Raw genomic sequence first — 10,877 nt, forward strand, 5'->3', positions numbered from 1 at the left:
CAAGGTGATCGGGCCCCCGGCCGGAGCGACCGCCAACGCCCTGGACCGCCTGGCCCCCCTGGGCGAGGCGGTGACCCCCTGCAAACCCCCCCGCCGCTTCACCGCCGCCCCGGACACCCCTGCCCCGCACGCCCCTGCCCCGGACACCGCCACCCCGGACGCCCCCGCCCTGGACGGGGGTGTGGGTGCCGAGGAGCCCACCGAGCCCGCGACGACCTGAACCCGCCGGGTGGGGGCGGGCACCCCGCCCCGCCCCCACCCCGGGGGGCCTGTCTTTCATCCGTGACGTTCTTTGAGGGAGATCCATCATGACGAGCTCTGCGAGCGGCGGTAGCCGTTTGGGGCAGGGTGAGCTGCGCCGCCGGGTGGCCGAGCATCTGGCTACCTTCCCAGGAGCCGCCTTCACCCCGGGGGAGATCGCCCGTGTGCTGGGCCGGTCTTCTGGCGCGGTGGGCAACGCGCTGGACACCTTGGTTGATCACGGCCACGCCGAGCAGGTGGTGGTCCGCCCGCGCCGGTACCGCGCCACCGCCACCACCGAGATCGCGGCCAGAGCGGCCACCGTGCGCCGCGCCCCCGCCGGTTCCAAGCCCCCGCCGCCCTCCTCTGCAGCGCCCTCGTCCACACCGTCGTCGTCCGCGCCGCCCGCCTCGGGTGGCCCGCCGGGCGGTACGGCGGGGAGCCCGCCCACACCCCCCGCGGCGTCTGCGCCCGGGGCGGCTTCTGCGGCGGGACCGGTGCGGCGTCCCAACGGGCAGACATACCACCCCCGCCAGCTGGCCGACCTACCTGATGTGGCCGCGTTGCGCCGCCTGCGCGAGGCGGGTATCCCCTCGCTGCTGTACGGACCGCCCGGCACCGGCAAGACCAGCCTGGTCGAGGCCGCCTTCCCCGACCTGATCACCGTGGCGGGCGACGGGGACACCGCGGTGGCCGACTTCATCGGCGAGTACACCCAAGCCCCCGGCGGTGGCTATGAGTTCGTCTACGGGCCGCTGGTGACCGCGATGAGTGAGGGCCGGTGCCTGTTCATCGACGACGCCACCCTCATCTCACCCAAAGTCCTGGCGGTGGTGTACCCAGCCATGGACGGCCGCCGCCAGATCATCGTCAAGGCCCACAAGGGCGAGACGATCACCGCCGAGCCCGGCTTCTATGTGATCGCCGGACATAACCCCGGGGTGCACGGCGCGGTCCTCACCGAGGCCCTGGCCTCGAGGTTTTCCGCACAAATCCGCGTGTCGACCGATTACGACCTGGCCCGCACCCTCAAGATCGACTCCCGTGCGGTCCGGGTGGCCCGCACCCTGGCCGCCCGCCAGGACTCCGGGGAGATCGGCTGGGCACCCCAGCTCCGCGAGTTGATCGCCTTCCAGAAGATCGCCCGCGTGCTGGGCACCGACGCCGCCGTGGCCAACCTGCTCGGCATCGCCCCCGAGGAAGACCGTGACGTGGTCGCCGAGGTCCTCACCTCCGTCTACGGACGCACTATCACCCCGCTGGCCCTCGGCCGCCAACTGTGACCCGCCGACCCTGGCGCGGCCAGCCCACTTGCGACGAGAAGACCTGAACCCGAAAAAGGAGGTTCCTGCGATGGCGAGGCATCTGATCGCAGCCCCCGACCCCACCACCGCCGCCGCTACCGTGCACGGCCCTTGGCGCACCTTGTCGGCCGCCCTCACCGGCCAAGTCGCCGCGCTGGCCGAACGCCAGGACCTGACCGTCACGTGCGCGCCCGGCGCCGGGCGCGGCGCCCCTGGGTGCTTCATCCCGGCGCTGGCCGCCATTGAACTGGACGGCGTTCACCTCGGCCAGGATCCGCACACCTGCGACCCGTCCCGCCCGTCCGACCGTGAGCGGTACCCGGCCTTGTGGGGGGTGTTCGTGCACGAGGCCGCCCACGCCCGCCACACCGCCTGGAACGCCCCCACCATCCGCCGGACGGCGGCGCAGGTGGAGGCGGCCACGCTGTTGGAGGAATCGCGGATCGAGGCCGCCCACCTCCGCCGCCGCCCCACCGACCAGCGGTGGCTGCGCGCCTCGGCCACCCGCCTCATCCTGGCCGACTTCACCCCCACACCACCCTCGAGCCCGGCCCCAGGCGCAGGCAAGGCGGCCGCACCTGGCAGCGGGGTGCGGGCGGCGATGACGCCGTGGGACGCAGGCTGCGCCGCCGCGCTCCTGCTGGCACGAGTCTCCGCCGGAGTCTTGGAATCCGAGGAGACCGCCCCGGTGGCCGGTGCCGTGTGCGAGGTGATCGGGGCGAGTCGGCTCAGTGCGCTGGCCGCCCTGTGGTGCCGGGCCCACCAGGTCGCCGACGACGACTCGGAGGCCATGGTGGAGTTGGGCCGCTTGTGGTGTGACTGCCTGGGCATCGACCCCGACCAGCCGCCGCCCCCACCCGAGGCAGACGCCGGGGGCGGTTCGTCGGTGCTGGCGGCGGCGATCACCGCCGTCGTGGAGGCCGTCACCACCGCCGACGCCCCACCCCCCAGCCCGCCTGCCCCGGACCGGGCAGCCGAGCGGCGCACCGAACAACAGGCGCGGGACCGGGCGCGGCGTACCGCCCGCAAGGTGTTCTCCTCCCACCCCACGGTCACCCCGCGCGGACCCACCAAGATCACCGGCACCAGGGCGGCCACGCGTCAGGAGCAGGCCGCCGCGCGGCGGCTGGCCCGCATGTTGCGCGCCGCCGCGCACCGCGAACGCGCCGCCACCCGCGTCACCTCGGCTACCCCGCCGGGCAGGTTGCGGATGCGCGAGGCGCTGGCCGCCGACGCGCAACGCGCCGCCGGGGCAACCCCGACCGCCGAACCGTTCACCCAGACCGTCCGCCGTCACGTGCCCACACCGCCGCTGCGGGTGGGCATCGCCTGTGATGTGTCCGGGTCGATGTGGGCGCTGGCCGAACCGGTCGCCTCGGCGGCGTGGATCTTGGCGCGCGCCACCGCGCACGTGCCCGACGCCAAAGCGGCCACCGTCATCTTCGGAGCCAAGGTCCGCCCCGTCACCCGCCCGGGGCAGCCCCCCTCCCGGGTACACGAGTTCTCCGCCGAAGACAACACCGAAGCTTTCTGCGAGGCCGTCGACGCCCTCGACGCCGCCCTTGACCTGTCGCGCCCCGGCGCCGCACGTCTGCTGGTGATCGTCTCCGACGGCATCTTCACCCCCGACCAACGGGAGGGCGGGCAACGGCGCATCACCCGCCTGACCGGCACCGGCTGCGCGGTGTTGTGGCTGTCCCTCGACGGTGCCCTCGCCATGGACGGCACCCACCTGGTCGACCTGGAAGACCCCGCCGAGGCCGCCCCCCTCATCGGCCAGGCCGCCACCCGCGCCCTCCGCGGCACCTAACCCACCAACCCGGCCCCACCAGCACGGGGACGGCCCGCCACCAGGTGGCGGGCCGTCTCCCCGTCGTGGCCGCGGTGAACGTGGCTGCGGCGCCTTGGCCGCAGGGGCGCGCCGGGATCAGTCGTCGGGCAGCGGGGGGGGTGCGGGATCGTCGTGGCGGTCGAGGTCGAGCGGGGCCTTGCGCACCAGGTCGACCAGCAGCGCCACGATGAACTCCGCGGGAGTGTCGGAGGTGAACCGCGCCTCCCACACCACATCGGGCAGATCGCCGTGGACGTAGGCGCGGATCACCCACAGCGGCTCCCAGGCTGGCCAGTTGCTCACGCGAGGGGCGAACTCGTTCTCCTCGGCAGGAACGCCACGATCACCCGGCGGTCCCGGGCGAAGGCGAACACCTTGGCCTCGTCGGATTCCAACCGCCACCCGGCATTGCGCAACACGCCTGGCGCGGTGTCGGGCGCACCCGGACCGGCCAGGAACCGCGGGAATGAGGGGCATCATCAGCTCGTTCCCAGGGGGACGTAGGAAACCGGGACGTAGGGCATCCGGGACGTAGGAAACGGGGAATGCGGCGAGCAGGGGCCGGTCGGTTCACCCACAACCGGCGACGTGCGTCGCGCGCGCCCGAACCGTGCGGTGGGCCCCGCGCCGTCGCCGGGGAACCGGGTACGGCGCGGGGCCCCGGGCGATCAATGATCGTTGTGGTCGGCCAGCCGCCAGCGGTGGCGTGCGCGGCCACGGGCACCGCCGGTCGGGCGCTCACGCCGGGCCATGCCCGCGTGTTCCAGGTCGGTCAGGACCCGGCCGGCGGTTGAGTACCCGATGCCGGCCGCGTCGGCCGCCTCGGCCGCGGTGAGGTCGGTGTCGGTGCGTAGCACGGCCAGGACGGCGCGCTGGGCCCGCGTCAACGGCACCGGCTCGTCGCCACCGATATCGGTGTCCAACCCGATCAGGCGGCGGATGACACGGTTGGGCGTATCGGCAAACGGTTGCGCCTGTTGTTGGAGGAACGCATACACCTCGGCGTCGATGCGAATGATTCTCGACATCCGTGGACCCTCGCCTTCGCCTATCTAGGAAATGGATTCCGACCCGCCGAAAACGAAAACGGCCGGGTTGTGAAATGGCGTCGTCAATGGCGGGGTCGGGTGTTCGAGGTCGATCGACGCTCGAATCGCCGGTGATGTCAAGCCCCATGTGCGGGCGGGGTGCCCGAAATGATTCCGATGGACAAGCGGGCGATGCGCCCGGCGGTGACAAGGTCGCGGGTAGCGGGTGCCGGGGTGAGCCGTGATGGTCGGGGTGCGGTGAGCTTAAGAGCCAGTGAGCCGGTGGAGCTGGCCTAGTGTCTTGTATCTGAAATACATTTACATACTGGTTTGAGGGTGAAATGATGGCTGTTGTGGAGTTGTCGAAGCAGCAGCGTTCCTCTCTCGAGTCCGTGATCCGCCAGGGCGAATACGACAGGTCGGTGGCGGCGCGCGCACAGATCGTGCTGTGGCGGGCAGAAGGCCGTTCGGTGGCCGAGATTGCGAGGATGTCGGGCGCGACCAGGCCAACTGTGTACAAGTGGCTGGATCGCTATGAGTCCTCTGGTCTGGACGGTTTGATCGATCAGGATCGTCCAGGAAGGCCCCGCGGGATTCCAGAGAGCGTCCGATCTCGTGTCGTGGCGCTGACCCGCCGGACGCCGCCGGCCTCGACGGGGTTGAGTCATTGGTCGAGCCGGGAGATGTCGGCGTACTTGAAACGCGCCGAGGGGGTTTCGGTCTCACATAGCGTCATCGCCCGGATATGGAAGGAGCACGATCTGCAACCCTTCCGGCAAGGCACCTTCAAACTGTCACGCGATCCCGAGTTCGCCGAGAAGGTCATCGATATCGTGGGCCTGTATCTGGATCCGCCTGAGGGAGCGGTGGTGTTGTCAGTGGATGAGAAAACGCAGGTCCAGGCGCTGGAGCGGACGCAGCCGCTGCTGCCCATCAGTTTTGCCAAGAGCGAGAAGCGCACCCATGACTATGTGCGGCACGGCACGACAAACCTATTCGCCGCGCTCGAAGTCGCCACCGGTCAGGTGATGGGGAAATGTTCTTCACGGCGCCGTACCGCCGACTTCATCGCCTTCATGGACCAGGTCGCAGAGCGGCGCGCCGACCAAGAACTCCACGTCATCCTGGACAACCTTTCCACGCATTCCGGCGCGGAGGTGGACGCGTGGCTGGCCGCCCATCCGAACGTGAGCTTTCACTTCACCCCGATCGGCGGTTCCTGGCTGAATCAGATCGAGATCTGGTTCGGGATCATCACCCGCCAGGCCATCCGCCGCGGAAGCTTCGGATCCCTGCGCATCCTGATCGACACCATCAACGCCTACATCACCGACTGGAACCAGGACGCGAAACCCTTTACCTGGACCGCCAAACCCAAAGAGATCATCGCCAAGGTCCGCGTTCTCCAGCGCGACTACAAGAAGCTCCTCGCCAACAACTCCAAGTAAGCGATCTTCAGTTACAGGACACTAGTTCGGTGTTGGCCTCGGTCACGGCCCGGCCGAGGATCGTCACGGCGGCCTCGATGCCGGTTTCCTCCTCGGGCGCGAGCGCCTCCCACGGGTAGGCCGGGGTGGCCAGGCGCAGCAGGGCGCCGCTGGTCACGGACAGCTCGAGGAGGTACCGGAACACATCGCCGTCGGGGTCGGGGGTGAACAGCAGCACGACCTCGCCGGGGCCGGTGAGGTGGCGGTGCTGCTGGGCGGCGGCGAGCAGCTCGGCCACTTGCTGTTCGGCGCCAGGGTCCTGCGGGGTCCAGGTGGTCACATCATCGGGAACGTGCCAGGGTGCCGTGGCCGGGTCGGCCAGCCAGGCGCGTACGGTGCTCTCATCCAGCGTGAACACGCCCACAAGCGGGTCCATGAACATCCCTACCCTTCTTTTTTCCTTGTGTCAGTCGCTGGCGTTGCTTGGCCGGTGGGACGCAGGGCCGTCGGCCCCACATGAGGTTCGCGTTCCCTCCCCGACAGCAGCTCTCGGGGAGGGCACGAGCGCTTGAGCCCGTGGGCTGGCCGTTGGTATGAGCGCGGCAGCCTGCCGGCACTCGATCGATCTCGACCGGCCGACGCGAAGGGGCCAGCGGCTACTCGCCGTCGCCGTCGCCGCCGCCGTCGCCGTCGCCGCCGTCGCCGTTGTGGGCGGTGAGTGCCTCCAGCAGGGCAGTCACCTCGCCGGGTGCCGGTGGGCGTGCACTGCCCGGGGTCGGTGGCGGGCAGGTGCACGAGGCGCCACAGCGGGGGCAGGGGTCCAGCGGTTCGGTCTGGGAGATGTCGAACACGTAGGTGACCTTGCAGGCGGCGATCCCCCCGTGCTGATCGGCACTATCCCCACCCGCCGTCTTGTCCGCTGCCGCCTGCGGTTGCTCGTCGGTGGCGGGGCGCGGGATGGGGGCCAGGATCGCCAGTCCGCGGCCGCCCTTGCGGACGCGGCGGCCCTGCTGCCGCCAGGCGCGGAACCCGGCCACGCGGCTCACCTGGTCGTCTTGGACCCACATCAAGAACCGGTTCCGCAACGAGTAGTCCTCCCCGATCCGGGCGGCGGCGCGGGTGAAGTCGGCAAGGTCTGCGGCGGTGAGGGTGCGGGCCTTGTCGGCGGCGGTCTGCGTGAGCTGCTGGGTGGTGTACCTGGGCATGCTCACTCTCCTCCCTGGTGACGGGGCTGGTGACGGGGCTGGTGGTGCGGCTGGGGGTGTGCTGAGCGGAGGGTGCGGATTAGCTCGCCGGCGATCGCCTGGCAAAGGCGCTGCCCGTCCGTCCAGTCCGGTGAGCGGCGGTACCGGCCGCCGTCGTCCAGCGGCCGGTAGCACACCACTCCGCGGCCGTGGTCCACCTCGACCTCCACCGCGTCCCCGGCGGCGGGCCCGGTGGCGGGCGTGGTGGCGGGCGTGGTGGGGGTGGGGGCGGGTCACCGGCGGTCCAGGCGGATGGCCAGCGGCGTCAGGGACAGTCCCAGGCGGGGGCGGGCATATTGCGGCAGCGAAGGATCCACCAGATGGGTGGCGCCCTGCCGGTGAGCGGTGAAGATCAGGTGACCGCCGTAGCGGTCGGGGCCGAGCCGAGTGCCGTCCGAGCCGGTCGACCAGGCATGCTCGGGCCAGTCAGCCGGGGGGACGCCCGCGGTGATCAGCGGCAGCGCCGCCTGGTTGGCGACCAGGATCCGCACCGGCTGTGCCCGGCCGTGGATCCCGAAGTAGCGCGCCACACGCTGGGTGATCTTGGTGGCGGCGATGCAGCAGGACTCCTCCAAGCCGTGCCGCCGGGTGGCCTCCCAGACCCGGTGGGCGATCTGTTCCAGTAGCACATCCGGGCACTCAGCTGCCATGGTTCGGCCTCCCTGCGCGCTTTCCGGCCGTTCCGGCTCGGTGCCTGGGCGAACCGGGTGACCTGCCCGGGGTGTCGGGAGTGGAGTCGGGTGCAGGCATCGCGGGGGCGACGGTGGTGCGCCACCAGGTGGCCAGAGCACCGTGGTAATCGGGCGGCGGCATGACGTGCAGCCCGGACCGCCCATAGGGGACCTGGGGTGGGGCGGCGTGGTCGCCTCCGGCCTTGGTCAGCCGGAGGTGCACCTGCCCGGCGGGCCGGGTCGGGGTGGCGCCCCAGAAACGCTGCAGGTCGGCGGTGGACACCTGCTGGTCGGTGCCCAGGAGGCACGTGGTGGCGCCGGGGTCGTCGGTCAGGTGGGACCAGTGCCTGGTCAGTAGCCGCCAGGCCAGGGCGTGCAGCAGGTCCACCGCGCATGAGGCGGCGTCTTCGGGGAAGCCGGCCGTTTCCACCTCGGGCAGCCCGAACCGGGCCAGCCCTCGGGTGAGGGCCCTGGTCTGGCTGCTGCCGTCGAGGCCGCTGTGGACGGTGCTGTGGACGGGGATGTGGATGGCAACGGCGAGCCAGTTGTCTCCCAATGTGAAGGTGGCTGGCTCCTGGGTGGCGGGGGCGCTGTCGGGCAGCGCTCGCTGGGTGGTCTGATCGATGATCACGCCGTGGGTGGCGCGGGCCAGGAGCCGCGCGGCCAGGCGCGCGCTCTGCGCGGCCAGGGGTTGCAGGTGCGGCTCGGCGAGGCTGCTGATCACCAGGTGGTAGCCAGCGCGGGTGATGAAGGCCAACTGGTCGGCGGAGGCGGCCAGGTGGAGGCCGTGCTGCCAGGACGTGGCCGGTGGGTGGTGGCCGTGCACCACCAGCCGCTCCTCCTGCAGGAAGCCCACAGCACAGTGCCGCAGCGCACCCTCCGCGCCGCCGCCCGCGCCTGCCCGGGTGTCGAGGGCGGCCAACCCCTGGTGCAGACGGGCGGTCGGGTCGCTGATCGTGTCATTGGTGACCACGACAAAGTGCGAGGCCACCTGCGCAGGAATGGGGATCTCCAGCTCGCCGTTCATCGCCGACCCACGCCCGCTTCCGGGCGGGACGACCGCCTGCCGACGGCGTCGGCTGTGGATTTGTTCATGAGAGGTTTCCTCCAGACTTTCCGCGCGCCCTGTGCGCAAGGAGGGCGTACCGGCGGCGCAGGCAACACCCGGGACAGCACCCGGCCGAGGTGTAGGGGAGCTCTCGCCCTCTGACGCCTCTCCATCTCCCTGAAGGCTTTTCTTCTCCAGGAATGATGCGGGGGTGCGCCCTGTCTTTGACCTTGCTAAAAGGGGTGCGGCAATAGGGTCATGGTGGGCGCATGGTTGCTCCGCTCCCCGGCCGCGATCAAGTAGAAATCAGGTGCTCGGGCTGGTGTGACTGCCGCCGCCTCTAGTCCAGCCACACCTGAAAATGGGCGGAAATGTTTGGAGGAATGCTCCCGGTGCTGTTAGAGAAATGCTATGGTCCGCCATGGATGTGCCCCCGATAGCAGCGGGGGCCATCATTAGCGTCAAGAACAGGAGAAACGAAGAACAGGAGAAACGCAGATGGCGCAGCAGGTGGTCATCAAGAAGATCGACGACATCGACGGCACGCCAGCAGGCGAGACCGTGAACTTCGGCCTGGACGGCCGCAGCTACGAAATCGACCTCAACGAGGCGAACGAAGACACGCTGCGCGGCATCTTGGGCCCCTACCTCGCCAAGGCGCGCAAGGTCGGGACGCGGCGCGATCGGCGCGCCAGCGCATCCGGACGGCGCGGGGCACTGGGCCGCGAGCAGGCAGCCGACATCCGGGCCTGGGCCAAGCAACACGGCATCACGGTCAACCAGCGCGGCCGGATCCCCACCCACGTCGCTGAGGCCTACGAGGCAGGCGACCCCTCCATGGCCCACACCGGATAGGCCAACACCACGCCCGGTACCGCCTCCTCTTGCCCGCACTGCTCCCCGTTACCGCACCGGCCCCCACCCGTCGAACCCGGGTGGGGGCCGATCGCTGCTGGCGGCAGGAACGCCAGCAATCATTGACTCCTGCGCACCCCAGGGAGCGCAGCCGTCACTGTCGGTCAGCAGGTGCTACCCCCATCCGGCCGGTGCTTAGTCGAGGATCTCGAACTCGTCCTCGTCAGGGAGCAGACCCAGGCGGCTTCCCTCATCCCAGGCGACCAGGATGGTGCCCAGGCTGTCGACGCCGGTGACGGTGCCCAGGGCGCCGGGCTGCAGGCGGGTGTGGGGGTCGGAGGTGAACAGGAGCCTGATCCGGCGTCCGCGCAACGTTTCGGAGTCGGCTTGTCCCTTTCCACGGCTCGTGCCATAGGGGTCGTTGGGCATCGAAGCCTCCTCACAGTGATCATTGTGGTGGTCGGGGGGGATGCGGAGGATTCCGAGGAGGAGTTGAGCCAGCCGCCCGGCCGGGACGTCGTTGCGGTGCCGCGCCCAAAACCCGGCGCAGACCGCGGGGCCGAAGTCGGGGTGCGGGCCGTAGGGCAAGGTGGCGTGGCATGTCAGCAACGCCCCAGCGCGCAGGTTCTCCTCGATCACCTGGCGGATGCGCTCGGCGCCCAGATGCAGCGGGTCACCGGCGCGGAAGATGCAGGTGCCGCAGCGGCGCTCCAGGACACGGACCTTGCCGGTGCCTGGGTCCAGCACGCGGGCAGGATCCGGGCGGCCAGCGCTCACGGTCGCGGCGTCCTCAGTTGCTGCCCGTGGGCGTCGGTCGTGCTCTGCGCCGAGGCGTCGGCGGGGCGGTGGGGAAGGCGCGCGGCGGCGGCGCGCAGCACACGTGCCTGCACTCGGGTGGGGTGCCGGGCGAGAACCTCCAGCATGGTGTCGATCAGCGGGTCGTCGGGGTCGCGGGGCGGCAGCGCCAGGGTGCAGGCGATCTGGAAGCGGGCCTGACGCAGCACCCAGGGGGCGGCGTCGTCTTCGTGCAGGTGCCAGGCCCGGCATTCGCCGAAGGCGCCCGCCTCCAGCACGTGGCCGGTGATGGGGATGTCGTCGTCGGCGGCCAGGTCGGCGGCCTGGGTGAGCAGCGTGGACACCGCGTCCCACGCCACCCGATCCGGGTCTACCAGGGTGGCCTCCGAGAGATCGGTCATGGGGTACTCCATTTCTTCGGCGAGATGGCAATT

12 protein-coding genes and 1 pseudogene are annotated in these 10,877 nt (G+C 70.7%); 5 read left to right on the top strand and 8 right to left on the bottom strand.

From position 1 onward, the window contains the following. The 3 genes and pseudogenes from ACGWYJ_RS37670 to ACGWYJ_RS37680 all read left to right on the top strand — a co-directional run. Window positions 1-220, top strand: a pseudogene (locus ACGWYJ_RS37670) (hypothetical protein); the annotation flags it as partial. An 88-nt stretch (window positions 221-308) separates the two neighbouring features. Next, window positions 309-1,523, top strand: a complete 1,215-nt coding sequence (locus ACGWYJ_RS37675; protein WP_395111383.1) for an AAA family ATPase — start codon at window positions 309-311, stop codon at window positions 1,521-1,523. A 70-nt stretch (window positions 1,524-1,593) separates the two neighbouring features. After that, on the top strand, window positions 1,594-3,354 hold the full coding sequence (locus ACGWYJ_RS37680) for a hypothetical protein (protein ID WP_395111384.1): 1,761 nt from the start codon (window positions 1,594-1,596) through the stop codon (window positions 3,352-3,354). Between the two features lie 117 nt (window positions 3,355-3,471). On the opposite strand, the gene ACGWYJ_RS37685 is transcribed toward ACGWYJ_RS37680, so the two are convergent. Beyond that, a complete protein-coding gene (locus ACGWYJ_RS37685; RefSeq protein ID WP_395111385.1) occupies window positions 3,472-3,678 on the bottom strand; it encodes a DUF317 domain-containing protein in 207 nt (68 codons plus the stop codon). Window positions 3,679-4,043: 365 nt separating this feature from the next. After that, the gene (locus ACGWYJ_RS37690) at window positions 4,044-4,373 is read right to left on the bottom strand and encodes a MarR family transcriptional regulator (RefSeq protein ID WP_395111387.1); all 330 of its coding nucleotides are present in this window, start codon (window positions 4,371-4,373) and stop codon (window positions 4,044-4,046) included. Window positions 4,374-4,747: 374 nt separating this feature from the next. Between ACGWYJ_RS37690 and ACGWYJ_RS37695 the strand changes: the two genes are divergently transcribed. Further along, window positions 4,748-5,851 (top strand): IS630 family transposase, encoded by a 1,104-nt coding sequence (locus ACGWYJ_RS37695; protein ID WP_395111388.1) that lies wholly within the window; start codon window positions 4,748-4,750, stop codon window positions 5,849-5,851. A 7-nt stretch (window positions 5,852-5,858) separates the two neighbouring features. Here ACGWYJ_RS37695 and ACGWYJ_RS37700 read toward each other — a convergent pair whose 3' ends face one another. From ACGWYJ_RS37700 to ACGWYJ_RS37715, 4 genes are all read right to left on the bottom strand, one after another. Continuing rightward, window positions 5,859-6,266, bottom strand: coding sequence for a hypothetical protein (locus ACGWYJ_RS37700; RefSeq protein WP_395111390.1), 408 nt, complete (start codon window positions 6,264-6,266; stop codon window positions 5,859-5,861). 220 nt (window positions 6,267-6,486) lie between these two features. Further along, window positions 6,487-7,035 (bottom strand): ArdC-like ssDNA-binding domain-containing protein, encoded by a 549-nt coding sequence (locus ACGWYJ_RS37705; RefSeq protein WP_395111392.1) that lies wholly within the window; start codon window positions 7,033-7,035, stop codon window positions 6,487-6,489. Between the two features lie 272 nt (window positions 7,036-7,307). After that, window positions 7,308-7,724 carry a hypothetical protein gene (locus ACGWYJ_RS37710; RefSeq protein ID WP_395111394.1) on the bottom strand — a complete coding sequence of 139 codons (417 nt, stop codon included), beginning with the start codon at window positions 7,722-7,724 and terminating at the stop codon, window positions 7,308-7,310. Then, window positions 7,714-8,772, bottom strand: coding sequence for a hypothetical protein (locus ACGWYJ_RS37715; protein WP_395111396.1), 1,059 nt, complete (start codon window positions 8,770-8,772; stop codon window positions 7,714-7,716). The genes ACGWYJ_RS37710 and ACGWYJ_RS37715 overlap by 11 nt, the downstream gene beginning before the upstream one ends. Window positions 8,773-9,291: 519 nt before the next feature. Between ACGWYJ_RS37715 and ACGWYJ_RS37720 the strand changes: the two genes are divergently transcribed. Further along, entirely contained in the window at window positions 9,292-9,648 is a 357-nt protein-coding gene (locus ACGWYJ_RS37720) for an Lsr2 family protein (RefSeq protein ID WP_395111397.1), read from the top strand. A 195-nt stretch (window positions 9,649-9,843) separates the two neighbouring features. Here ACGWYJ_RS37720 and ACGWYJ_RS37725 read toward each other — a convergent pair whose 3' ends face one another. Together ACGWYJ_RS37725 and ACGWYJ_RS37730 are read right to left on the bottom strand one after the other, a co-directional pair. Beyond that, window positions 9,844-10,395, bottom strand: coding sequence for a DUF4314 domain-containing protein (locus tag ACGWYJ_RS37725; RefSeq protein WP_395111399.1), 552 nt, complete (start codon window positions 10,393-10,395; stop codon window positions 9,844-9,846). 26 nt (window positions 10,396-10,421) lie between these two features. Then, complete coding sequence (locus ACGWYJ_RS37730) at window positions 10,422-10,844, bottom strand: hypothetical protein (RefSeq protein WP_395111400.1); 423 nt, start codon at window positions 10,842-10,844, stop codon at window positions 10,422-10,424. Between the last annotated feature and the right edge of the window lie 33 nt (window positions 10,845-10,877).

Source organism: Actinomadura sp. SCN-SB, assembly GCF_043906805.1.
Lineage (GTDB): Bacteria > Actinomycetota > Actinomycetes > Streptosporangiales > Streptosporangiaceae > Spirillospora.

Bases quoted from the DNA above. Each gene is read 5' to 3' on its own strand.
- ACGWYJ_RS37675 (WP_395111383.1), top strand. From the start codon at position 309: ATGACGAGCTCTGCGAGCGGCGGTAGCCGTTTGGGGCAGGGTGAGCTG.
- ACGWYJ_RS37680 (WP_395111384.1), top strand. From the start codon at position 1,594: ATGGCGAGGCATCTGATCGCAGCCCCCGACCCCACCACCGCCGCCGCT.
- ACGWYJ_RS37695 (WP_395111388.1), top strand. From the start codon at position 4,748: ATGGCTGTTGTGGAGTTGTCGAAGCAGCAGCGTTCCTCTCTCGAGTCC.
- ACGWYJ_RS37700 (WP_395111390.1), bottom strand. From the start codon at position 6,266: ATGGACCCGCTTGTGGGCGTGTTCACGCTGGATGAGAGCACCGTACGC.
- ACGWYJ_RS37705 (WP_395111392.1), bottom strand. From the start codon at position 7,035: ATGCCCAGGTACACCACCCAGCAGCTCACGCAGACCGCCGCCGACAAG.
- ACGWYJ_RS37710 (WP_395111394.1), bottom strand. From the start codon at position 7,724: ATGGCAGCTGAGTGCCCGGATGTGCTACTGGAACAGATCGCCCACCGG.
- ACGWYJ_RS37715 (WP_395111396.1), bottom strand. From the start codon at position 8,772: ATGAACGGCGAGCTGGAGATCCCCATTCCTGCGCAGGTGGCCTCGCAC.
- ACGWYJ_RS37720 (WP_395111397.1), top strand. From the start codon at position 9,292: ATGGCGCAGCAGGTGGTCATCAAGAAGATCGACGACATCGACGGCACG.
- ACGWYJ_RS37730 (WP_395111400.1), bottom strand. From the start codon at position 10,844: ATGACCGATCTCTCGGAGGCCACCCTGGTAGACCCGGATCGGGTGGCG.